This window comes from Shewanella sp. ENK2 (assembly GCF_043568515.1).
GTDB classification, from domain to species: Bacteria; Pseudomonadota; Gammaproteobacteria; order Enterobacterales; family Shewanellaceae; genus Shewanella; species Shewanella japonica.
Genome location: NZ_CP171406.1, coordinates 3119363 through 3143702, shown reverse-complemented (window position 1 = coordinate 3143702; position 24340 = coordinate 3119363). Strand labels below are relative to the sequence as shown.

The 24340-nt window shown below is 42.5% G+C and carries 21 protein-coding genes and 7 tRNA genes; 16 read left to right on the top strand and 12 right to left on the bottom strand.

What is annotated here, in order from left to right; all coding sequences use genetic code 11:
• Positions 1-28 precede the first annotated feature (28 nt).
• Both ACGEDC_RS13760 and ACGEDC_RS13755 read right to left on the bottom strand, forming a co-directional pair.
• A complete protein-coding gene (locus ACGEDC_RS13760; protein WP_394493918.1) occupies positions 29-2473 on the bottom strand; it encodes a LamG domain-containing protein in 2445 nt (814 codons plus the stop codon).
• Between the two features lie 2 nt (positions 2474-2475).
• On the bottom strand, positions 2476-3747 hold the full coding sequence (locus ACGEDC_RS13755; protein ID WP_394493916.1) for a hypothetical protein: 1272 nt from the start codon (positions 3745-3747) through the stop codon (positions 2476-2478).
• A 253-nt stretch (positions 3748-4000) separates the two neighbouring features.
• Between ACGEDC_RS13755 and ACGEDC_RS13750 the strand changes: the two genes are divergently transcribed.
• The 16 genes from ACGEDC_RS13750 to ACGEDC_RS13675 all read left to right on the top strand — a co-directional run bounded on the left by ACGEDC_RS13750 (position 4001) and on the right by ACGEDC_RS13675 (position 20423).
• Positions 4001-6712, top strand: coding sequence for a hypothetical protein (locus tag ACGEDC_RS13750; RefSeq protein WP_394493914.1), 2712 nt, complete (start codon positions 4001-4003; stop codon positions 6710-6712).
• A 52-nt stretch (positions 6713-6764) separates the two neighbouring features.
• Entirely contained in the window at positions 6765-7577 is an 813-nt protein-coding gene (locus ACGEDC_RS13745; protein ID WP_394493912.1) for an SH3 domain-containing protein, read from the top strand.
• Positions 7578-7615: 38 nt separating this feature from the next.
• Positions 7616-8287, top strand: a complete 672-nt coding sequence (locus ACGEDC_RS13740; protein WP_192022254.1) for an outer membrane beta-barrel domain-containing protein — start codon at positions 7616-7618, stop codon at positions 8285-8287.
• A gap of 93 nt (positions 8288-8380) precedes the next feature.
• The gene (locus tag ACGEDC_RS13735) at positions 8381-8884 is read left to right on the top strand and encodes a TlpA family protein disulfide reductase (RefSeq protein WP_055025740.1); all 504 of its coding nucleotides are present in this window, start codon (positions 8381-8383) and stop codon (positions 8882-8884) included.
• 16 nt (positions 8885-8900) lie between these two features.
• Positions 8901-9137, top strand: a complete 237-nt coding sequence (locus ACGEDC_RS13730; protein WP_197495523.1) for a DUF4266 domain-containing protein — start codon at positions 8901-8903, stop codon at positions 9135-9137.
• On the top strand, positions 9124-10281 hold the full coding sequence (locus ACGEDC_RS13725) for a DUF3570 domain-containing protein (protein WP_231919061.1): 1158 nt from the start codon (positions 9124-9126) through the stop codon (positions 10279-10281). The genes ACGEDC_RS13730 and ACGEDC_RS13725 overlap by 14 nt, the downstream gene beginning before the upstream one ends.
• 36 nt (positions 10282-10317) lie before the next feature.
• A complete protein-coding gene (locus tag ACGEDC_RS13720) occupies positions 10318-10878 on the top strand; it encodes an AraC family transcriptional regulator (RefSeq protein WP_394493908.1) in 561 nt (186 codons plus the stop codon).
• Positions 10879-10881: 3 nt separating this feature from the next.
• Positions 10882-12468 (top strand): tol-pal system YbgF family protein, encoded by a 1587-nt coding sequence (locus ACGEDC_RS13715; RefSeq protein ID WP_394493906.1) that lies wholly within the window; start codon positions 10882-10884, stop codon positions 12466-12468.
• A 119-nt stretch (positions 12469-12587) separates the two neighbouring features.
• The gene (locus ACGEDC_RS13710) at positions 12588-13202 is read left to right on the top strand and encodes a hypothetical protein (RefSeq protein WP_394493904.1); all 615 of its coding nucleotides are present in this window, start codon (positions 12588-12590) and stop codon (positions 13200-13202) included.
• Entirely contained in the window at positions 13189-16518 is a 3330-nt protein-coding gene (locus ACGEDC_RS13705) for a tetratricopeptide repeat protein (protein WP_394493902.1), read from the top strand. The genes ACGEDC_RS13710 and ACGEDC_RS13705 overlap by 14 nt, the downstream gene beginning before the upstream one ends.
• Positions 16493-17278, top strand: a complete 786-nt coding sequence (locus tag ACGEDC_RS13700; protein ID WP_282167945.1) for a tetratricopeptide repeat protein — start codon at positions 16493-16495, stop codon at positions 17276-17278. Before ACGEDC_RS13705 ends, ACGEDC_RS13700 begins: the two co-directional genes overlap by 26 nt.
• A 156-nt stretch (positions 17279-17434) precedes the next feature.
• The gene (locus tag ACGEDC_RS13695; RefSeq protein WP_394493899.1) at positions 17435-17623 is read left to right on the top strand and encodes a hypothetical protein; all 189 of its coding nucleotides are present in this window, start codon (positions 17435-17437) and stop codon (positions 17621-17623) included.
• A gap of 102 nt (positions 17624-17725) precedes the next feature.
• Positions 17726-18379 carry a MotA/TolQ/ExbB proton channel family protein gene (locus ACGEDC_RS13690; protein WP_055025747.1) on the top strand — a complete coding sequence of 218 codons (654 nt, stop codon included), beginning with the start codon at positions 17726-17728 and terminating at the stop codon, positions 18377-18379.
• A gap of 4 nt (positions 18380-18383) precedes the next feature.
• On the top strand, positions 18384-18932 hold the full coding sequence (locus ACGEDC_RS13685; RefSeq protein ID WP_394493896.1) for a biopolymer transporter ExbD: 549 nt from the start codon (positions 18384-18386) through the stop codon (positions 18930-18932).
• Positions 18929-19459 (top strand): ExbD/TolR family protein, encoded by a 531-nt coding sequence (locus tag ACGEDC_RS13680; RefSeq protein WP_394493894.1) that lies wholly within the window; start codon positions 18929-18931, stop codon positions 19457-19459. The genes ACGEDC_RS13685 and ACGEDC_RS13680 overlap by 4 nt, the downstream gene beginning before the upstream one ends.
• 1 nt (position 19460) lies before the next feature.
• Positions 19461-20423, top strand: a complete 963-nt coding sequence (locus ACGEDC_RS13675) for an AgmX/PglI C-terminal domain-containing protein (protein ID WP_394493892.1) — start codon at positions 19461-19463, stop codon at positions 20421-20423.
• A gap of 48 nt (positions 20424-20471) precedes the next feature.
• Here ACGEDC_RS13675 and ACGEDC_RS13670 read toward each other — a convergent pair whose 3' ends face one another.
• From ACGEDC_RS13670 to pth, 10 genes are all read right to left on the bottom strand, one after another.
• Positions 20472-20954 carry a GNAT family N-acetyltransferase gene (locus ACGEDC_RS13670; protein ID WP_394493890.1) on the bottom strand — a complete coding sequence of 161 codons (483 nt, stop codon included), beginning with the start codon at positions 20952-20954 and terminating at the stop codon, positions 20472-20474.
• Positions 20955-21122: 168 nt separating this feature from the next.
• Positions 21123-21197, bottom strand: a tRNA-Gln gene (locus ACGEDC_RS13665).
• 57 nt (positions 21198-21254) lie between these two features.
• Positions 21255-21339: transfer RNA gene (locus ACGEDC_RS13660), tRNA-Leu, on the bottom strand.
• A 107-nt stretch (positions 21340-21446) separates the two neighbouring features.
• Positions 21447-21523 (bottom strand) — tRNA-Met (locus ACGEDC_RS13655).
• A 5-nt stretch (positions 21524-21528) separates the two neighbouring features.
• Positions 21529-21603: transfer RNA gene (locus tag ACGEDC_RS13650), tRNA-Gln, on the bottom strand.
• 25 nt (positions 21604-21628) lie between these two features.
• Positions 21629-21703 (bottom strand) — tRNA-Gln (locus ACGEDC_RS13645).
• Between the two features lie 46 nt (positions 21704-21749).
• A tRNA-Leu gene (locus ACGEDC_RS13640) sits at positions 21750-21834 on the bottom strand.
• A 119-nt stretch (positions 21835-21953) separates the two neighbouring features.
• Positions 21954-22030: transfer RNA gene (locus tag ACGEDC_RS13635), tRNA-Met, on the bottom strand.
• A gap of 214 nt (positions 22031-22244) precedes the next feature.
• On the bottom strand, positions 22245-23336 hold the full coding sequence (gene ychF / locus ACGEDC_RS13630; RefSeq protein ID WP_394493888.1) for a redox-regulated ATPase YchF: 1092 nt from the start codon (positions 23334-23336) through the stop codon (positions 22245-22247).
• Positions 23337-23440: 104 nt separating this feature from the next.
• Positions 23441-24028 (bottom strand): aminoacyl-tRNA hydrolase, encoded by a 588-nt coding sequence (pth, locus tag ACGEDC_RS13625; RefSeq protein WP_119969061.1) that lies wholly within the window; start codon positions 24026-24028, stop codon positions 23441-23443.
• Positions 24029-24340 lie beyond the last annotated feature (312 nt).

Below are 24340 nucleotides of genomic sequence, written 5' to 3'. Positions count from 1 at the left end.
CAGTTGCTGTTTTATCATTATTACTCTCCTATTGAATCAACATAACAGCACTAGCGAGCACTGCAGCACAAGAGGCTTTAGCAATCGTTTGGGTGCGTTGTGCATTACAGTTTGTACCACAAACTGATAAGTGGCTTACCAAAGAGTCCAGTTCATCATACACAGCAGTTGCATCTGGCTGGGTTGCAAGACTCAACGGCATTAATTGATTAATGAGCGGATTAAGCAATGCTGGGCGTTGCGCTGCATTTAATGCGTCAGCAGGTGCAAGGCTAAAGTCGACATCAGGAAACCAAGCCCTGCGAATCGTGTTGTCGTCAATAGCAACATCACAATAGGCAATGGCCAGTTGCGTTACCCCCATTTGCTGCGCTGAAATAAAGGTATCAATATTTTCAACACTGGGCAGTTGCCGCTTCACTAACTCATAGGTATCAAAGACTTTTGTATTTTGTTGTGCCACACCGGTTAATTCGCTCATGGTATGGTTAATTTCGGCAAAATTACGTAGACCAATATGCGATGTTTCTGTGCTGGCTGGGAGTTCTTCTGGTGTAATGACAACACCCGGTACGCGAACATTTTCGTGCTCACCTATTTGCTCGAAAGTTAAGAAAAACTCATCTTGGCTGGCACCTTTTTCAAGGCCAATAATCGTGCCGAGTGCCGAAATTGGCATTGGTTCAGCAATTTCTTGACCACTGTCTATGGTTAAATCGACATTGGAGTATGCCTGGCCCTGAGCGCTTTCTTTGCCGTTAATGCCAAGGCGGATCCCGCGCATATCAAAGTTGTCCGCCACAGGCGTGCCATTAATATTCACCAGTGATGCGCCAGTAAATAAGTAACTATAATTATCAAATTGACTGACTTCGAACATGACGTAGGTTTCGGGTAAATCAATTAAATGACTGACTGAAAACAGTAAGAAAAATTTCTCACCAACTCCAACATCGTAGTTTTGGCTAATTTGTTCTTGCTCGAGTACACGGTTATAAATCGCCAATAAACGAATATCCCCTTGCCATACATGTTGGTTTGAGGCTTCACGACCTAGTATTAATGCAAAGCTGTCATCCCATGATGCAAGCGGCGCAATATCTTCGTCAACGGCGTCAATAAGGTTGCCATTAACATAAATACGTCGCCCTTGAGTTGCATTGTAGGTCAGTACCACATGCTGCAATGTTGCTTGTAGCACTTCATCAGCATCAGGCGTACTTAACGCAGGCTCACCGTTTACTGTTGAGCTCTCTGTGCGCAACATAAAGTCATAGTTATATTGTGTCTGACCTAACGTGAAGTTACGCGCATCATCACCTGCAGAATAGGTGACGATTCTTGCTGGGCCTTCTTGGGTAACATTGTTTGGAGTCACCCAAGCCTCGATAGAAAACTCACCCGTTGAGGTAATAAGGTCATGCAGTTTCTTACTATTAGCGGTACTGGCTTGCGCTTTGCCATTAGTAAAAGATAATCCCCAGCTACCTAGCCACTCAACATCACCTGTTAGTGATAAATTGGCTTCTGGTGCTATGCCCGACGTGTCATAAGCAATGGCACCTTCACCCGTCTTAAATTGATAAAGCGCAATCACATCAGTTTCAAAACGGCCACCACTGGATGCGGTAATACCGTCGGTTAAACGTAATGACTTTGATACCACCATGTCTGGTGAAATTTCATCGACTTCAATGGCATCACTCATTGCTGTAATCCCAGCAAGCATTTCATTGCTGTTTTCCTGACAGTTAGTCCAGCAATTATGAAACTCGCTACCCAAACGAACCACTAAACGTGATTGGGTTGGCTCATCAATATTAATGACATTTTTGGCTGATTCATAAGCTTGATTAATGTCATTGCTGGCAAAAAATGGCGACTGGGCAAACGTTGCTGATTCATTATGACAGTCACTGCAATACTGGCTTACGATAGGGTAGACATGCTGACTAAATAAGCCGCTATCATCGGGAAAGCTTTTACTGGCTCCTGGTTCTCGTATGACTGGTGATGTCAGCTCAATGGTATTGGCGCTGCTGACTCGCTCATCAGCCCACAGCTTGATCCATGAAGTCATGGTTTCACCGCAGGCACTATCACTGTCTAACCAGCAATTATGGCCACCAGCGACTTTTTCAACTAAACGAGATGCTGCAGGATCTGTTAAGTCTACTAATGGGTTAGTCGCAGCGTACGCGTCATTGACGTTTTCTCGACTAGCGAAATACGGCGCTTGATTACCTTCGGTATGACATGCTCCGCATCGATTTTGCCCTGAAATATTATCCCACAGCGACACTTTATATTTTTGAATGTCTTCTGTTGCGGGCGCAGGACCTGTGTAGACATCAGAGCCAGGATCTTGCTGTTGAGGTGGATTGCTTTCGACATCTCCCCCACCACAAGCGGATAAAGTTAATAGCAAACAAATAGCAGAGAGTAAGGTTAGGTTTTTATGAGGTAATATCACCGTTATTCTCCCATACAATAATTGCCAACTTCAGCAAACACACGCTTGAGTTGATATGAGTTTTGTTGAAAAGATGCAGTTGTAGCAGCAATCTGATTAATGTCTTCAGTTGACTCTGCATCTCTTAAACATACGGTTTTAAATACTTTTTTAACTTGGCATTGGGCAAATGCTTGGCTGTTAGCAAACTCTTGACCTAATGATTTAGCCCCAAAACCTTTACCGTTGAGTGATTCGTCCCACCCAAGCTTTTGGTTAACACCTTCACGCCAATAATTTTGCCATTCATCGTCTTCTGTCACGTAACCATAGGGGAAACTGGTGGAGTTAATATGGTATTTCCCCTGTACTCTGGTGCCCGTGTCAGGATCTATTTGACCACTTTGGTTATAGGTAATTGCCCCACTATCACCATCAGGGTCGCTCTCAACATCAAAGTCATATTGATAATATGCGAACCCTTGAGCAAGGGGGTCCATTCCACTATGGCAAGCCAAACAGTTATTGATAAATAACCGGCTATCACCACCAGGGCTGCGGCTCACATCTTGGCGAATTCTGTCAGGTGAGCGAGTATTATCTTTTAAAGGCTCTAAATCAGTACAAAGGTGATTCATCAAGGTAAACCGCACCATCGCTCTGTTAGTGCCTAAATAGAAAAATGCTTTTGCCGCGGCGCGACTTGTAAGCACTCCAGCTGTTGCATCGCTAGGTAAGCCGTTAACACTGGATTGAGTGGTTCGCTCTAGGCCTGACTTTAAATCAATAAATTGATCTTCAAGTGCCTGATAATGAGCATTATCACGGGTGCTATAAGCGGGAAGGTTTAAACTGTTATCGCCCACATAAACCATATCAGCTTGAAGTAACTGCCTAAAATCCACATCATCTCGAACTGCACCAATCACAGTAGCGCTGTAATCATTTAATGGTGCAAAGCTATCTTGATCAATATTGGTCCATGGAGTGGCAAATAATTTAAGCGTAGTCGAATAAAAAGCAGGGTTTTCCATTGCTAAATAAGCCGCTTCAATTGGCTTACTGTTACTGAGCAATACAGACATCTCATTGAGTGTTTGCTCTGATGCTGGGACACCAGCGATTCTGTCATGTAACTGTTTGGCTTGCTCTAATGTACCAGCAGAGGTGTTTGCTGAAAAAATAGTCAAGCATGACAACAAAAGCAGAGTAATACCTTGTTGAACTTTAAGCTGGGATACATCAATTCCATTCAAAAAATGCCGACTTTTAAGCGTATAAAGTTGCAACTTCATACTGTCTCCTTGTCATTGTTCTTAGCTAACAATTGCTTTAGTAGCAATAAGATAAAAACGCAGACAATGATCGAGTATTCTAAAATCATAAAGCTTGTTGTTTTTATTTTGTTAACTTTATTTTTTACTTGGCAAAATAATTTTTGCTAAAAAGTATTGAAACACTGAGACTAGGCGGCAATAATGTCAAGAATTATTACATTTTTACTATGTAACAATAACAATAATAACAATTGCGTATTAAGGGTAATAAATGAGGCCAATTTGGGGCTATGCAGGGAAGTGCGTCTATATCATTCTGGCCTTCTTTTATCTTACAGGATGTAATACCGATACAGCCATTAAGGATGAGCAAGCTGATCCTGTTTTAGTTGAATACCCTGTTATTTATATTCAGCGTGATCTTATCGCTTTAGATGGCGATGAAGGTGCTCAACCTGCCAGTTTTGATTCTCGCCACCCCGCTCAGTTTAATCCCGGCGCGCAGCTTTTCGTCAAACGAAATGCCTTTAGCGACTCCCCTGTTACTAACATATCAGCCCAGTTATTTGCTGATTTACTGCCAGAAGATGCACCTGCTGACACCATTCAGGCTATTGATATTCGAGATTTGTCAGTTTCAGATGATGGCCAACAATTTTTAGTGTCAATTCGAGCGCCTGAAATTGAAGATGCGGATGAAATGGACCAACCGAGTTGGAATATTTGGCGTTATCAACTTGCAACACAAACTCTTGAACGAGTGATTGTCAGCGATACCACTGCTGAGCAAGGTGACGATCTCATGGCATCGTTTTTACCTGACGGCCGCATCATTTTTGCTTCGACTCGCCAGCGTTTATCTAGAGCGATTTTATTAGATGAAGGTAAGCCCCAATACACCGCCCTAGATGAAAGCCGAGATAATGAAACCTTCAATATTCATGTGATGAATGCCGATGGTAGCGGTATAGAGCAATTGAGTTTTAATTTAAGCCACGACACACACCCATTAGTGCTGCAAAGCGGTAAAATTTTGTACAGTCGCTGGGATAATATGGGCGGCAATAAGGGCATAAACCTGTATGAAATGAACCCTGATGGCACCGATAATCAGTTGATGTTTGGCTGGCATTCACATCAAATAGCCTTCGATCAGCAAGATGAACTCATCGAATTTGTTAAACCACAACAACTGCCGAATGGTGAGATCTTACTTTTACTCTCTTCACAAGACGAAACCAGCTACCAAAAGCGCCCTGTGGTGATTAATATCGAAGAGTTTACTGATAACCAACAGCCAACCTTTGCGTCTGGTGCTAACGATAGTGCCATTAACGATTTAGCATTCAGTTTCGAGTTTAATTTTAACTTCTCAGATAACCTTTCTCCTTCTGGACGATTAACCCATTTAACGCCACTACCTGATAATAGTCAGCGCTATTTATTAAGTTGGGATTTATGTCGTGTCGTGATTGAAGAGCAAATTCGTGCTTGCGGGCAGCTAACTGATGAACAGTTATTGGATCCCACACTAGAACTTGCCGATCCCTTGTACGAGCTTTGGCTATTAAATGATGCCGATGGAACTCAGCAATTAGTCGCTGATAGTGAAGAAGGAAAAGTGATTACTGAAGCCTTAGTCATGCAACCGAGTTCACAGCCAAAAACATTTATAGCCAATAAAGTGATCGGCAATGAACTTGATGCGCAACTACACGAAGAACTGGCAGCAGCCATTGATATTCGCAGTGTGTATGACTTTGACGGTCAAGACAGTAGTGCCAATTTAGGCGGGATTAGCCAACTCAGCGATCCAACCCAAACACGTGCAACTGAGCTACCTGCACGTTTTTTGAAAGTAGTTCGTGGCGTGCCTATGCCATCAGATGAAGTCAGAGATATTCCTAATACAGATTTTGGTCGTAGTCGCAATCAGCTAATGCGTGAAATTATTGGTTACACGCCAATACAACCTGATGGCTCTGTAAAAATTAAAGTCCCAGCTAATGTTCCTTTGGCTATCAGCGTATTGGATGCATCTGGTCAACGTATTGGTGGCCGTCATAGCCAATGGATTAGTTTAAAGCCGGGTGAAACACTGCAATGTAAAGGCTGTCATACTGCAAACAGTCAATTACCCCACGGCCGTTATAATGCGCAAGCTGAATCAATTAACCCCGGAGCAACGGGCGGAGCAGCTTTTACAAACGCCACACAAAACATCATTCCCACTCAAGGGCAAACCATGGCTCAAGCTGATGCGATGGTTAATGGTATCGCCGAGTTATCGGCTAACTTAACCTACGAAGATCGCTGGACCAACCCCGCATTATCTACGGTTAATCCCAGTACAGATTATTCCTACCAAAACCTTGCTACACCAGCGCCAAATGGTAGTGAGTGCTTTAACAATTGGAATGCTTATTGCCGAATTCAGATTAACTATGAAGAACATATACAGCCATTGTGGGATTTGCAGCGCCTTGCAATAGATGAAACGACCTTAGCTGTTCTTGCTGATAACACCTGCACTGGCTGCCATAGCATTGTTGATGACAATAACCTTGCCCAAGTACCAGCTGGGCAACTTGAATTAGTAGCAACGCCGTCCACTGACCAACCTGCACACTTTACTAGCTATCGAGAATTGTTTTTCAATGATGTCGAACAAGAAGACATTGATGGCATTATCGTCGATCGCTTAGTCGTGGTTCTCGACGCTGATGGCAATATTGTCTATCAAGTTGATAGCGAAGGTGAGCTTATTCTTGATGCTGAAGGTAACCCAATTCCGGTTATGACGACAGTAAATGTGCCAGCCATCATGTCAACTAACGGCGCAAGCGCTAGCAGCAACTTTTTTGACACCATGAATGATGTCACTCATCAAAACATGCTGTCTGCCGACGAACTCAAATTAATCGCTGAGTGGATAGATATTGGGGCGCAATATTACAACACCCCTTTTTATACACAAGAGTAGTAAACACTGACAACAGTACATAAAGGAATGATGATGTTACAACAAGGAAACCATGTTTAATTATCCATTTACCATGAAGTGGTTAAGCCCAATATTATTGTCTATGGCAATGATGCTTCCTTGCTATGCCCTTGCGGCTGAGCCTACTTCCATTCCTGAACGTGACACCACAGTCGATTCATACCAAGACACAAATACAGCAGCAACATTGACCATAGACGTGCCTTTTATCGAGCTACATTCAGGCCCAAGCGCAGGCTACCCTGTAGTGCATGTGGTAGAACAAAGTGAAGAAGTGACCGTGTTAGTCAAGCGAACGGCTTGGATAAAAGTGCGTGACAAACGTGGGGTTGAAGGTTGGTTTCACGAAGATGATTTGTTCGGTTTTAGTCAACATGGACAAGCCGTTGAACAAACACAGCTCGGGACTGATGCATACCTTAATCGAGATTGGGAAGCCGGGGTAATGTACGGCGATTTTGAAGGTGCAAACCTTTACACCATCCAAATCGGCTATGTATTTACCCCTGTATTTAGCGCTGAAATATCAGCTGGTAAAGCACTTGGCAGTATATCTGACAGTGATTTATTCGAAGCCATGTTAATTAGCCATCCTTTTCCTGAATGGGTAGTTAGTCCATATATTGGTGTTGGCGGTGGCATTATTAAAACTAGCCCTCACAGTGTTATTGCAGATTCACAATCACGTGAAAACACCTTAATGAGTGCGGCAGCAGGTCTTAAATATCACTTAGGCCGTAACTTTATTTTACGGGCTGAATATAAGTTTTCTCTGGCATTAACCGACCGAGATGAAAATGAGCAACTGCAATCTTGGCAACTCGGTTTTAGCGTATTTTTCTAAACATATTAATTAACATCAAAGTCGTCATGAAGGTAGCAATGAAAACAACAATAACAAGCCGTGCTAAAACCGCTTTGAAAAGCCGATTCACTTATTGCTTGCTGGCACTAGGGCTCAGTTTCAGCGCTGGAGCCTTAGCTCAAGAAAACCCAAACAGTGTTGGTGTTAAAGCCGATGTTGAGCGTCGTGAAGTGTTGGACGATGTATTAGATACCGAAAATTTCGAGATCGGTTTACAAGGCGGCTTAATGTCGATTGAAGACTTCGAAAATAGCCCTTGGATTAGTGCACATTTAGGCTACCACATCAGTGAACACTTTTATGTCAAAGCCCGTTACGCCATAGCTGAAGGCGGTGATACCAGTTTTGAAAAGCTAGCTAATACAGCCCCACTGTTGACAGATGAAGAACGTGAAATGCGTTATTACGGGCTGAATATTGGGTATAACTTTCTACCTGGCGAAATCTTTTTCAGTGAAGACTTAGTGTTCAACAGTGTCTTTTCATTTGAATTAGGTGGCGGCAGCACTGAGTTTGCTGGTGATGAACAGTTTACTGTCAACTTAACTGCTAACTATCGAGTATTTTTAACTGATTGGGTTGCTTGGGATCTGGCCATGAGTGACTACATTTTTGACACCCAAATCACTGGCTCAAGTAAAACGACTCATAACTTGACCTTTGCAACCGGCATAGCCGTTTACTTTTAACCTGAGGTTATTGTTTACATAGCGCAATAAGCAACTGAGTAACGAACAATAACAAGCAGTGAAAGACAGAATAAAAACAATAAAGGATTATTAATGTTTAAATTAAATCAAAGCCTTAAAAGCTTAGTATTGGCTGCGACGCTAGGACTTACCGCGCAAGCAAATGCGGTGACAACGGGGCAAGTTGCACCAGATTTCACCCTTAAAAATATGCAAGGCGAGAACCAAAAGCTGTCTGAGCAGCGTGGCAATATTATCTTAATTAATTTCTGGGCTTCTTGGTGTGGACCTTGCCGTAAAGAAATGCCCGTACTGCAAAAATTACAAGATAAGTACCAAGACTTAGGTGTCGCAGTTTGGGGGATTAATGTCGAGCAAGAAAACCAAGCCGGTAAAGACTTCCTAGCAGACTTAGATTTAAGCTTTGCTATCTTTTTTGATGAAACTAACTCCCTTTCAGAAACCTATGACGTGAAAGCTATGCCAACCACTGTGATGGTCGATCGTGATGGTGTCGTACGATACGTCTTCTTAGGTTATCAAGACGGCTATGAGAAAAAGTACGCCGCAGCTATCAAGAAACTAATCAGAGAGTAACGCTATGAAGTCTTCTATGACAAAGCTCATCATGTTAAGTGCAGGATTAAGCTCATTATTAACGCTCTCAGCTTGCTCTAGTCTTGATATAGAGCCTTGGGTAAAACCTTACGAGCGCCAAAACTTAGCCGACCCTATTATGCGTTTTGGTCGCCACCCAATTGCCAATATGCATGTAGCTCATGTGCTTGAAGCGCGTGAATCAGCAAGAGGCGCTGAAGGTACGGGAGGCGGTGGTTGTGGCTGTAACTAGAATAATGAACCTTACAGTATGTAAGCTAATCACATTGCTGCTCGTTAGCATAAATGTCCCTTTATCATGGGCGGCTGTTTTAGAGCCAGATAGAGCCGATGCGCTTTATCATAGTTACGAAGGCGGCGGGATGAAAATTGACGGTCCTTCTGTGCTGCTGCGAAAGAAGGCGTCCGAGTCATTAGCTTTCACAGGTTATTATTATCTAGACAGTATTTCTTCTGCGTCAGTGGACGTTCTCAGCACTGCCAGCCCTTACACTGAAAAACGTCATGAAGGTCAAATTGGTGTTGAATACCTTAATGACAAAACCCTAATGACGTTTAATGCTAGACAAAGTGACGAAGACGATTACCTTGCCCAGTCTTTTAGTATTAACGTTTCGCAAGATACCTTTGGCGACTTAACCAATCTTAGTCTCGGTGTGTCATACGGTGACAATGAAATTCGCCGAAACGGTGATGACCTATTTGAAGAGCAAAGCCAACAATATCGAATTCGTGCGGGCATCAGTCAGATTTTAACCCGCAACTTAACAGCACAACTTAATTTTGAAGCAATTGCCGATGAAGGCTACCTTAATAACCCATATAGAACAGTACGTTTTATCGATACTACCAGCCCATCAGGGGTAGGCTATCAATCGGAAGTGTACCCTGAAACCCGTAACTCCTTTTCGAGTAAATTGTCAGCCAGTTACTTTCTTCCCTATCGTGCAGCGCTATTTTTTCACTACCGATACTTTAATGATAGCTGGGAAATCAATGCCAATGATGTGGAGCTTGGCTATCGTCACCCGATTGGTGACTACTTAGAGCTGGAGTTTAAAGTGCGCTATTACCAACAAACTCAAGCTGAGTTTTATAGTGATCTGTTCCCTTATCAAGATGCACAAAATTATCTCGCTCGAGATAAAGAGCTTAGTGATTTTAATGACTTAACCTTAGGTTTAGGCGTGACTTATTTAATGCCTGAAAGCCTGTCCTTTGGAGATAACCGCTCAGAGGCCAGCCTGCAATGGGATTACATTACCTTTGACTATAGCAACTTCAGAGATCCTACCGCTGAAGGTGGTGTCGGTAATGAGCCATTCTATAGCTTTTCAGCCAATGTCATTCGTGCTTTTTACAGTATTTATTTTTAGTAGTACGCAACTCAACGCTGCGTCCAAGGCAATAATATGAAACGAACACAACAATTTTTCAGCTTATCTCAACGAGCACTGTACGCGCTCTTTTTGAGCTTATGTATCTCAGTATCGCCAGTCGTCGCGGCAGATGCCTCGCAAGCGCAAAGCACTATTGGTAGCGAACTTGAAGATATTAAAAGCCAGGTCATTCAACTCAATCGTGATTTGTTTATTTTAGAAGAAGATTTACTTTTCCCTGCCAGCACGCAAATAGCAGTCTTTGTCTCCGTGGATGTTGGACGTTTTTTTACCTTAGATAGCGTAGAGCTAAAAATAAATAACCAAGATGTGGCTGGATTTTTATATACCCAGCGTCAGCGCCGCGCACTTGAAAAAGGCGGCATTCAAAGATTATATATGGGCAATTTAAAAACTGGCCAGCATCAATTAACAGCAATATTCACCGGCATTGATGCAGAAGGACGCACGATACAAAGAGCAGTCAACCACCCTTTTGAAAAGACAGATGAAACCATCATGGTTGAATTAAAGCTTGAAGACAGCGAATCAAGTTACCGAGCTGATGTTAGCGTTGAAGAATGGGTTTTATAACAGATGATACCAGTGCTTCAACGAACCCAAGCCGCCGATATTAGTAAACAATATCGTCATCCAGAGCGAGATAAACCAGCTAAAACGAAGTTTTTGTCGCTACTGTGTCTGATGACATTCGCTATTGGCTGCAGCAACAGTGTTTCAGCAACTGAAGTAAGCACGGTGACCACTGCTAATACTGAAGTCACGACTCAAGCAAACCAAGTACTGCGCAATAAACTTTATCGCCAAGCCTTGTATTACTACTTTGAAGGCGATTATCAAGCAGCGTTAAGGCAAGTCAGCATTAACCGACAACGATTTGATGCCGATACTGCTAAAAGTCAATTGTTTGAAGCTGGGCTGCAAGTATCAGTTGGTCTTCATCAAAAAGCGACTCGTACCTTATCTTCATTTGAGCAAACATTGGCAATTGAGCAAGCGTTAACTGGCAACAAAAACCAAGCCAATCAAACGTCTTCTCAGTCTCAAAAAAATACTTCATCCGCTGAACTCAAGTTAGTTGCATTATTGCAATTATCAGAGCAGCAAATAGAGCAAGGTCAGCCATACCAAGCGCAGCAAACGTTGCAGCGTATTACCCAAGTCCCTAACAGCTATATTGAGCAATACCATATTCTTAACCAACTGGCTTATTGGCCTAACGAGCCTGCCATAATGGCAAAGATTGCGGGTGGTGTTAATGCATCAGCTTCTATCAATCACGATAACCCAACTGATAACCAGTCAGCTTCTTCATCGTTATCGGCTTACGTTATGCTAAACCAAGCACTGCATTTCATTGAACAAAAGCAGTACCAACAAGCTGAAACCCTGCTCATTACAATAAAAAATATGCCTTTGGCTGAAACTGAAACGGGCTTTTGGCAAAGCTTGTTCACTGAAAAAACGCCTTCAGAACTTACCGCTCCAATGACAGCTGAAAATAACGAAAACAACCATAAAAGCGTTACAGACCAAGAATCTGATCAGCAAGTACAGCAACAAGCGATCAATGATTATGCGCAACTGTTATTAGCGCAAACGTATGTCAAACAAGGCCAATATCAAGCAGCATTTACACAATTAAAAGACTTTCCCCAACAGAGTCCTTATACCGAATCAGCGTTATTTTTATATGCATTTTCAGCACAGCAATTGCAGCAATATCCCATTTCATTAGCGCTATTGGATCTACTAAAACGCCAATATCCTTATTCTTTAATGGGTTGGCAATCGGCAATATTACTGGCCGCTCAGGTTCGTGAGCAACAAAGCCTTGAACAAAGTCTAACAAGCTACCAAGAAGCAGAAACACTTTATCTTGAACAATTAGCACAATTAGACGCTTTTGAAGCAGCACTAGAAACTCGCTTTAACACAAGCCAAATAATGCAAACCGCATTAACCCCGCAAGGATTAAGTCCTGAAACACTCGAAAAGCAGCCTTGGCTTGAAAAAGCGCTAACAGACAATGCATTGAAAAATGACTTTACGACATTAGCCAGTTTATCCCTATTGGAACAGAACCTTACTCAGCAACAACGTAAAAGTGACTGGCTCGCTGAGACTATCGATTTAAATAAGCAGCGTAGAGAAAAAGGTTAGCTCAACAGCAATTAAGCGATTATGAAAACCTTATTAGCCAACTAACCGAACGCAAGCAGCAACTTAGCAAACAGATCCAAGCTGTCGATGTTCCTGTCGATGAAATTACCTTCCAGCAAATGCAACTGTTTGCCAATAGTACCGAACAAGCATGGTTACAGCGGATTGAATCAAGCAAACAAGCACTTGCTAACATTGCCTCAACACGTGACACAGAAGATGATTTTCTGCGACTAACACGAGTAGAAGGTGCGCTGAATTGGCAGCTGCAACAATCTTTTATTCCACGTTTATGGCAACACAAAAAGCTATTAAAAGACATCGACACCCAATTACAAGCATTAAACGCTCAATATGTTCGCTTTAAATCAGTCACGCAATCTCAACAAGGCGCCAGTGAGTATGCTATCCGTCAGCAGAATTTAGCCAAACAAATCGAAGATATTACGCGTAACATCAAGCAAGCAAGTCACAAAACACAGCTAACGATTCAACAAAAACTGCGCCTATTTACCCAAAATCAACGTCAACAGCTAACGCAGTTATTGCTGACTTCACGCCATGAAATGGCAGCGGTACTGGAAAGAATGAGCCAGCAAGATATAACACCGAGCAATGCGATTACCTCTGATAACTTGAACACAACTAAGCTCATGCCCCAACAGGAGCATTCTCCATTGAGTTCATTGACTGCTCATTTCGAGCAAGTGGAGAAGCATTATGCAGCGCACTAACCCACTCGCTTTACAAGCCAGCAACTCTGACACTAGCAATGTTTCAAGCCTTGGTAGCAATATGGCCTTAACGCTTCCTAAACGCTTTGGTGTATCTCGATTGGTAAGTTGCTTAGTGTTAATCAGTCTAGCGGGTTGCCAGCTAACCGATGAGTCGCCAACGTCAAGCAAACAACAGCGACCAACATTGACAGATTTAGCCAATAGCCAGCCTCAAGTAAACTATGAAAAACAGCAATTAAGCCAAGCTCAGCGAAAAGCGAAGTTAGCATTAATTTACCAGCAACTACTGACGTTAGAGCCAGATCCAGAAGTGCGAACTCATGTTGAATATCGCTTAGTTCAAATCAAATCAGAACATTTAGAAGAACAAATGTTTGGCGAAGCCTTTGATGAAGTTGCCAGTCAACAGACTGACATATCACCGCAAGAAGCTGAGCAGCTGGCGTTAACTCAGCTAAAACACAATGATCAACAGCTCGATAAGCTTATTGCAGAATACCAAGTATTACTGAACCGTTACCCAGATAGAGCCGAGAATGAACACTTGCAGTACCAACTTGCGAAAGCACTCGATGTGCAGGGTGAGATAGATGCAAGCTTGATCGAAATGGAGTCATTACTGACTCGCTACCCTAATACTCAATATCGGGCAGAACTCAACTTCCGCCGTGGTGAGATTTATTACAACTTGCAAGATTACCCTGCTGCGATTCAAGCTTATCAGCAAGTAGAGTCGGCAAACGACAATGATAAATATCTCATCAATAGTATTTACATGTCGGGTTGGGCGCTATTTAAGCTCAATCGATTACCCGAAGCGGATGCAAGATTTTTGCAGGTGTTTGATAACATCATTGCGGCAAATGAAGAATTAATTAGTACTGATAATGAACAGTTAACCCAAACCAGTTTTGAATTTAACAAGTTAGCAAGCCGCTACCAAAATCTGGCTATCGATGCGCAACGCGTACTGAGTATTTCATTGTCTCAACAAGAGCAATCTCGCTCACTGCTTAACTTGGTAAACCAACAAAAGTCATCCCCTTACCTGACGATATATCAACATGTACTGTTTGATAATTTGGCCAAATTTTTACTTAAAAAAGAGCTACAGCATGACGCAGAGCTGACTTATCAAACTTATATTGAATTTGACAAAAATAACATTTGGGCTGCGCGTTACTCATTAGCTTTGCTGGACTTATATCAACAGCAAGGCAAGTTCGCCTCGATGCACCGTCTTAAAAATCAGTACGTTGAACAATATGGCTTATCTAGCCAATTTTGGACTCATGCTAATACAGCACAGCAGCAAGAAGTGTTACCGAATTTATTAGCCTTCAGTGACGAGCACAGTCGTCGCCTGTATGCCAGTGCACAACAACTTCCACCTGGGCAAGCTCGCATAGATGGATTTAAAACCGCTGCAAGTGCTTTAAGTGTTTACTTACAACTTGCTAAGTTGCCACAAGCTAAATCTTTACTGACCAAACCTATTCACGGTGACGAGTATCTATTTGCTGATGCAAACTATGAAGCGCAGCAATTTAAACAAGCATTAATCAGTTATGAGGCTATCGCTTATGCACAAAAAGATGCGCTCGCCCTACCTGCAGAGCAACTTGCCTTACAGCAAAAAGCGGCATTCGCGACCACGTTGACCATCCGAGCCATATTGTCACAACATGATGAGTCAGTGGTAAAAGGCGCTGAAATAACACCAATAAGTCAGTCAAAAAGACAATCCATCATCTCGGAGCGAACCCGCTTAGATAAGCTATTTATTGCCAACCACCCACTTGATAAACGCGCGTTAGAGCTTGCTACCGATGGCGCACAGTATGCATTTAACGCCAAGCAATTTGATGATTTAATCCAGTTCAGTCAATTTGTATTACTGCGCCACAAAGTGATTAATCAGGCAAATAGCAATAGTAATATCGGCAACAAAAATGACAGCGAAGAAAATGAGCATGCTGCGCTAGTGGTAAATCAACAAGCTGGAAACGAGCCAGAGAGCATGCTTATTCGTTACGATAACTCGCAAGTCAGTAATCACTTGCGTCACGGGCAAGCCTTATCTAGTGTTGCATTAACACAAGTACAAGTTGTCAGCCAACTGTACGCCCATAGTTTGTACCAACAATCACACTATATTCAGGCTGAATCGGCTTACGACATCGCCCTGAATTACCTCAATGCCAGCACAAATCTAAAGCCACTGCAGCATAAAGCCAAAACAGAAATGCGCAATTTATTGGCATCCAGTATCTACTTTCAAGCCCAAGCCAATAAGGCGGAAAACCCAGCTTTAGCCGTTAAGGATTTGAAACGGATCAGTACCAGAGTGCCAGAGTCACCATATGCGATAAACGGCCAGTTTGAGGCTGCCAATATTTTGCTTTCCCAACAAAAATGGCAACAAGCTATTGAGGTCTTAGTGCCCTTTCAGCAGCGATATCCAAACCATGAATTTAGCGCCACGATCCCCGCTAAATTGGCGCAATCTTACGAAGCAATAGAAGAATGGGAGCTTGCCGCAGAGCAGTTGCTGATTATCGTTGCTAATCAGCCCTCAACTGAATTAAAACGTGAAGCCCAGTACACAGCTGCAGAGTATTACCTAAAGGCAGGCAATACCGAAAAAGCCCGTTTAACCTTCAGAACCTACGCTAGAACTTACCCTAAGCCGTTTGATTTAGCCCAAGAAGTTCGCCTAAAAATGAGTGGGTTTTACCAAGTATCCAATGAACCGAACAAAGAATACTATTGGTATCGCCAAATTCTCAGCGCCGACAAAACACAGCGCCAACAAGCTATAGCTATTGGCAATCGTGAGGTCGTTATCGCTTCCATTGCTGCAATTTCGCTTGCCAAAGCTCATCAGCAAACATTTAAAACCATTAAGCTAACAGCGCCGCTCAACAAGACGTTAAAACGTAAACAAGATGAAATGAAACTTGCAATTAACTATTACCAGCAAGTATTAGATTTCCAGCAAGCACAATATGTGCCCCAAGCCACTTATGAACTTGCAGAGATGTATCGTCAACTGGGGGCCGATGTTATGGACTCTGAGCGCCCATCAGATTTAGATGAACTGGCACTAGAAGAATATGAAATCTTGTTAGAAGAATTGGCCTACCCATTTGAAGAAAAAGCGATTGAGATCCACATCAGTAACTCGCAACGTGCTTGGCAAAATATATACGACCAATGGGTAGGTAAAAGCTTTGCCACACTCACTGAATTATCCCCCGCCTTATATAACAAACCGGAGGTAACTCATGATGTTATTGAAGCGATTCATTAAAGCGCCGCTTATTTGTATGACTAGAAAAAGTCTATGGTTAAGCTTTTTTGCTTTAATACAAGGATGTAGCAACACCCAAGTTGCAGAAAGCCAAAACGACAACATCACTGAGTTAGAAAGTGATTCGGCAGCATTAGTTGAGCTGGTAGACACCACAAATGGTGCCCAAGCATCGATAGAGTCATCATTACAAACTAGCTCAGCAACAAGCCAAGTGAATGCTTATGAAGCAGAGGCTAAGCAAAAGCTGGCAAACGTTCCAGCCTCTGTATTAGAGCAATATCAGCAGGCGATAGCGTTAATGAAGCAACAAGAGTGGCAACAAGCGGATGCGATGTTTTCTGTAATCATTAACGCAGAACCACAACTGTCAGGTGCCTATGTTAACCAAGCTATTATTGCCCTCAAACAAAACCAGTTAGATAAAGCTAACGGACATTTAGCCAATGCCATTAGTGCCAACCCAACTAACCCTTATGCCCATCAAATCAAAGCCAACATTGCCAAAACCCAAGGCAAGTTTGAACAAGCTGAACAAGGTTACTTAACGGCACTTGAAATTTGGCCTAATTACCCAGAAGCGCAAGTTAATCTTGCGGTTTTACTGGAGCTTTATAGAGGCAAATTGCTAGATGCTCGCCACTATTACCAATCTTATTTACGCTTAAAACCAGATGATCAACTTGCTCAGCGTTGGTTGGCAGGCTTAGAAATTAAAATTCAGCGTGCAGGTTTAACCTTGCCTGAAGGAGAAAGTTAATATGTCGGCATTTATTCCTTCAGCAACACTCAAGCGCTTTGTCAGCTCAATGCTGCGTAATGGTGGATTGTTTTGTATTTTTTGCCTATCAGCAATTCAAACACATGCGGCCGAACCTGCTAGCTCGTCCAAAAAAACGTACTGATTGAAACCAAGGTGACCGGCACGCAAGAGCAACCCAAAGTTCTCTACATCATGCCTTGGCAAGGGATTACAAATCCTGTTGCGATTCAGGATACTGACATGCAAATCACCTTACCTGAATTTAACCCGATACATCCGAAGCAGTTTCAACAACAAGTAAGAGAGTTCAGCCTTAACAAGAGTAAGGCCAATAACGATTAATCAATAATAAAAATTTACCCGAAAACACGTAACTAACGATTCAAAACAATTAGGACGAGTTAATAAGAACTATTCGTTCAACTCAATAAAAAGGAAAATATCATGAGTTTTACCGACCATATCATTGCATTTTTACAAAATGGCGGCCCATTCATTTACCCTATCGCATTAGTGCTCGTGGTAGGTTTAGCGATCACGATTGAACGCTGGTTATATTTAAGTTCAGCACATCGCACAAATCAAAAAGCCTTTGCACTGATTAAAGAAGCATTAAAAAAAGGCGACGTTGCAACCATCAGCCAGCATGCACAAAACAATAAAGCGCCAGTATTTGACGTCCTCCAATCAGGGATTGTTCGTATATCTCAAGCTGATCGTCGTGAAGATGTGGAATATGCGATGGAAGAAACCATCATGGAATACATGCTGAGGCTAGAAAAGCGCACACCATTCATTGCGACGTTAGCCAATATCGCCACCTTACTCGGTCTTCTCGGTACCATTATGGGCCTAATCGCTGCATTCTCTGCTGTGGCAAGTGCCGATCCAGCAGAAAAAGCCAATCTACTATCATCAAGTATCTCAGTTGCAATGAACACCACAGCATTTGGCTTGATCACAGCTATCCCATTGATTTTATTCCACTCAACCCTGCAAACGAAAACAGCAACGATTGTAGATTCAATTGAAATGGCAGGCATTAAGTTACTTAACTCTTTGTCATTTAATAAGCATACGGATTCTGATCGAGGCTAATACTATGAGACGCCGTCGTCGCCCCAATACCGAAGACGCTGAACTCGATATCACTTCGTTTATGAACTTGATGATCGTGTTAGTGCCAGTATTGCTGCTTAGTTTAGTGTTTTCACAAGTGCGGATTTTAAATCTGCAACTACCTGTGTCTGCAGAATCTCAGCAAGCTGATGAAGATCAAGAACCTAAGATACTTGAGCTGGTGATCACCTCGAATCACTTAACCCTTAACTACCCTGCGGGTATTTTACTTAAACGTTTTGAAATAACTGACGAAGGCTATGACTTCAAGGCATTATCTGTATATTTACAAGATTTGAAGCTGACATTTCAACAACAAGCCATTGAGAAAAGAGATATCGTGTTGTTGCTTGAGCCCAATGTCGATTACCAAACCATCGTCACGACAATGGATACCGTTAGATCTTATAAAGCTGTGGTTGCCGCCAATTTAGTGGATGCTGAGTTATTTCCGCTTATTTCATTAGGCGACGCCCCAGAAAATAGCCTTGAGCAAAGTGCAAGCAGTACAACCGCAGGAGGCCAGCCATGAAGCAATCTTCAAGAGCTAAGCGTCTTGCAAAGCACCACAAGCGCTTTAAAGCTGGCGGTAAACTTAATCTTGTCGCATTAATGGATATTTTCACAATCTTGGTTTTCTTTTTGATTGTGAACCAATCAGAAGTGCGGGTATTGCAAAATATCGAAAAGATAAAATTGCCAGTATCGATTGCCGAAGAACTGCCTGTTGAGAACCTGGTTATCACTGTATTGCCAGACACTGTGCTCATTCAGGAGCGTGCAGTGTGGCAAAACTCTGACGATAAACCCAATTTTAGCGAACAAGAAAATACGCAATTTATTGCCGCTATCACCACAGAGCTGACCTATCAAGCCAGCAAGCGTGTTGAATTGACAGAGTCCGAAAAGGAAAAAGGACGAGCGGTCACCATCATAGGAGGCTCTGACACGCCTTACCTAGTGTTGAAACAAATTATGGCTGCATGTGCTGAAACAGGCTATCGCAATATGTCACTCGCTGTTGAGCGACAAGCCAGTAAAACACAGAGTGAGGGCTAATATGACCACAGCAAGCCTTACTCATAGCAGTGATAATAGCTTTTCTGATATCGGTGATATGTTTAAACCAAGTAGACAAGATAGATTATTTAAACAAATCTTAATTTTGTTACTGGTGGTTTATGTCATCTTTGGTATTGGTGTCCCTTTTTTAGAACAAGTGGAAGAGCCAAGGGAAGTCAAAGAGCAATTGCCACCTCAACTGGCCAAAATCATGCTGAAAGAAAAACAACTTCCAGTACCTGAAAAGCCAAAAGAGGAACCTATCCCAGAACCCGAACCTGAAAAACTCGAAGAAAAACCTGTCGAGAAAGTGGAAGAACCACCAAAGGTGCAACCAACAACTCGAGAGGCAGCAAAAGAGAAAGCACAAAAGTCAGGCCTTGCAGCCATGAAAGATGAGCTTTTTTCGATGCGTGAAGCTTTTGATGTTAAACCTGCAGCGCAAAGTAACCTTGAGCAAAACCAAGCCCAAGAAGTGAAAGTAAAACGCAAATTACTTGCCGCAGCGGCTAATACACAAAGTGAAAGCTTATCGACTTCGACCGTGCAGCAAACCGTGGTATCTGATGCGATTAGCACTAAAAATACCCAGCAAATACGGTTAGCTGAAGAAGAGGTATTAGCAGTTGCAGGGGCGAATGCAGAAATTGATCGTGAAGCAAGTTCTGCAGGTCAGCGTTCTGAAGCGGCGTTAAGGCGTACCCTTGAGGCCAACAAAGCACGATTGTATGCACTGTATAACCGCGCTTTGAGAAAAGATCCTTTTCTTAAAGGTAAAGTCATGTTCGAAATTGAAATTCAACCAAACGGCAGCATTAGTCGTGTCGATATTCAATCGAGCCAATTAAATAACCCGAAATTAGAACGCCAATTAAAGGTTGTTTTACGTTCAATCAGCTTTCCTGCTGAGGATGTAGCGACCATGACGACAATTTGGGCCATCGACTTCTTACCCAGCTAGTTAATCGCATTAACGACAAACAAAAATACGGCCAATAGGCCGTATTTTTTATAGGGTTAGCACCATCACTTGCGCATTGTCGCCATAAGTCTCACTGGCGATATTATTTACATCAATGCTAAAGCCCATTTTCTGCCAAAATGACACTGAATGTTGAATCGCGACTAATTGAATGTGTTGGTAATGGCCAGCTTTAGCAATATCAATTAACTGGGTTACCATTTTTTTACCAGCGCCTTTGCCTTTAAGTGCTTTAGAAACTGCTAAATCATGTAAGAACAGTCTATCCCCTTTATTTTCATTTAAAAGAGGCTGATAAAGCTTAGGAGACGTTTCATCGTGCCATTCGTGAGCGAGCAAGTAAGCAAGGATGTTATCCGCTTTATCCTGCAATACAAAGCAACAGTGAGGCGAATGTAGCCACTTACCTCTTAACACCTGCAAACTTTCTGGCTCAATCTCAGTATAGACCTGACACTGTAACTCAAAAATCGCTTGCCACATTGATGGTTCAATCTTGTTTATCTGCATCACACTCTCTAAAGATAGCTCGCTAATAACAATCGCCGTTAGGGTTCTGAATAATCAAAGCGCCATTGTTAAGCGCTAGAGTGCTTCAAGCATAACGCTGATACTAAATTTCAGGCAACAAAAAGCCCGTCATAAGACGGGCTTTTGCTCTAACCGTAAGGTTAAATATGGCTGGGATACCAGGATTCGAACCTGGGGATGCCGAGATCAAAACCCGGTGCCTTACCACTTGGCGATATCCCAAAAACTTGGATATGTCACTCTTAAACTAGGAAGATGTACATATTGAAGAAAATTTGATGGTACGGGAGGAGAGACTTGAACTCTCACACCTTGCGGCACCAGAACCTAAATCTGGCGTGTCTACCAATTCCACCACTCCCGCATCAAATTTTTACCAGAGTAAACTCATTTAAATCATGAGTAAACGCTGTTTCTTGCTCTTTTCTAACTAAGTAGTTTAGGGTTTCCCTCTACTCTACCTTTTAAATATGGTAGCAATGGCGGGACTTGAACCTGCGACCCCAGCATTATGAGTGCTGTGCTCTAACCAGCTGAGCTACATTGCCAAAGATGGCTGGGATACCAGGATTCGAACCTGGGAATGCCGAGATCAAAACCCGGTGCCTTACCACTTGGCGATATCCCAATAATCTTTACTACTTACTTTAAAATGGCTGGGATACCAGGATTCGAACCTGGGAATGCCGAGATCAAAACCCGGTGCCTTACCACTTGGCGATATCCCAATCTAAAGCTTTTTGAAAACTCGCTATAAGCCAATTTTCTTAATAATGGTACGGGAGGAGAGACTTGAACTCTCACACCTTGCGGCACCAGAACCTAAATCTGGCGTGTCTACCAATTCCACCACTCCCGCACAGACTCTGTTTAACATCCAGAACACGATGCTCATTTAACCTTGAGAAGGTAGCCGGTCATATTTCTAAAGTCATACTTTAACTAACCAGCAATCTCTTAATTTACATCTAGAGAAGATGGTAGCAATGGCGGGACTTGAACCTGCGACCCCAGCATTATGAGTGCTGTGCTCTAACCAGCTGAGCTACATTGCCACTTTATTCTTACTTGCCCTCGTCGTGAGGACGGGGCGTATTATGCTTATTCAGGGTATCGAGGTCAACTGCTTTTTTAGCTATTTTCATCAATTGTTGTTGTTCGGCTATAAGTTCACCAAACTGAGCGTCAAATCGACAAAATATCTTAGTAAAGTTAACCTCAATCCCTTTTTTAAACAATCTTCACACTATTATAGTTTGAAAATCGCTTTTATACGTTGAATAAGAAATGCATTACATCGCCATCTTTAACGATATAACCTTTACCTTCGACACGTAATTTACCCGCATCTTTGGCACCAGCTTCACCTTTATACTCAATGAAGTCATCATAGCTCATCACTTGTGCACGAATGAAACCACGCTCAAAGTCAGTATGAATAACACCAGCAGCCTGTGGAGCACTTGCGCCAACTGGCACAGTCCAAGCACGCACTTCTTTTACACCAGCGGTAAAGTAAGTTTGCAAATCCAGTAATTGGTAACCTGCACGAATAACGCGATCAAGGCCTGGCTCGTCTAAACCGAGATCTGCCATAAACTCATCACGCTCTTCAGCGTCCATTTCTGCAAGCTCAGATTCAATCGCCGCACAAACAGCAACAACGACAGCATTCTCTGTTTCTGCAATCGCTTTTACTGCATCTAAATGTGGGTTGTTTTCAAAACCATCTTCAGACACGTTAGCAATATACATAGTAGGCTTAAGTGTTAAGAAGTTAAGGTAAGCAATAGATGCTAGCTCTTCTTTACTTAGCTCAAGTGAACGCAGCATTTGGCCGTCATCTAGCGTTGGGCGCATTTTCTCAAGCACTTCAACTTCAAACTTAGCCTCTTTATCGCCACCTTTAGCACGCTTTTGTTGACGTGTAATCGCACGCTCTAAACTGTCTAAGTCAGCTAATGCTAATTCAGTGTTAATCACTTCGATATCGCCAGCTGGATCAACTTTATTAGCAACGTGAACAATGTTTGGGTCTTCAAAACAACGAACCACATGACCGATAGCATCAGTTTCACGAATGTTAGCTAGGAATTTATTTCCTAAGCCTTCACCTTTAGATGCACCAGCAACCAAACCTGCAATATCAACAAATTCCATTGTCGTTGGTAAAATACGCTCAGGGCTAACAATAGCAGCAAGCTTATCTAAACGAGAATCCGGTACTGGTACAACACCAGTGTTAGGCTCAATGGTACAAAACGGGAAGTTAGCTGCTTCAATTCCTGCTTTAGTTAACGCATTAAATAGTGTTGACTTACCAACGTTTGGCAAACCAACAATGCCGCATTTAAAACCCATATTTGTTACCTTTATCTATGTTGAACTGCACCAACACTGATGCAGTGAATATCAATAATCATCTTAAAACCGATGACGATTAGCCCGTTGATACGGATTAATCCTTACTCAGCTTTAAAAGTATGTAATCTGTTCATGGCTTTCGCCATATCTTGCTTAAATAAAATCTCTGTTGAACGCACTGCTTCATCTATTACTGCATTCATTTTTTCTTGTTCTACTGCGGGCGCTTTACCCAGCACATAGCCACTGACACGATTTTTATCACCAGGATGGCCGATACCGATACGAAGACGATGGAAGCCTTTATCGTTGCCCATTTTCGCAATGATGTCTTTTAGACCGTTATGGCCTCCGTGACCGCCACCAAGTTTAAACTTAGCGACTCCCGGCTCCATATCCAGCTCATCATGTGCAACTAAAATTTGCTCTGGGGTAATTCTAAAAAAGTTAGCTAATGCACTCACTGACTTACCGCTTAAATTCATAAACGTTGTCGGTATTAATAACCTGACATCTTTACCGTCAATGGTCACTCTTGCGGTTAAACCAAAATATTTGCTATCAGGTACTAAAGTAGCGCCACATAAACGTGCGAGTTCCTGCACATACCATGCACCTGCATTATGACGAGTTTGCGCGTATTCAGCGCCCGGATTTGCAAGGCCGACAATTAGTTTAATTTGACTCATTAGTACTCATTTTTTAGCGAAAATAATACCGCGCGAACAACAAATCAAAGTACAAAAACACACTGACAATGATCTGATTGCGCTAAAGCGCGGCATTTTAACACTCAAAACAGAACTCAACAAATACCCTGTGCTAATTAACCTAAACTCAAGATAATAACTTGGCTTTAAGCGGCTGCTTTTACTGACGAGCGCGTTTAATTTTATTGCCACAAACTGGCTATTGGCGCAAAGGCTGTGCCTAGTAAGAAGAAAAACAGCAGGAGAAAACGAGAAGATAGATGTTTAAAATTAGAAGTGCCTGAACTTTTC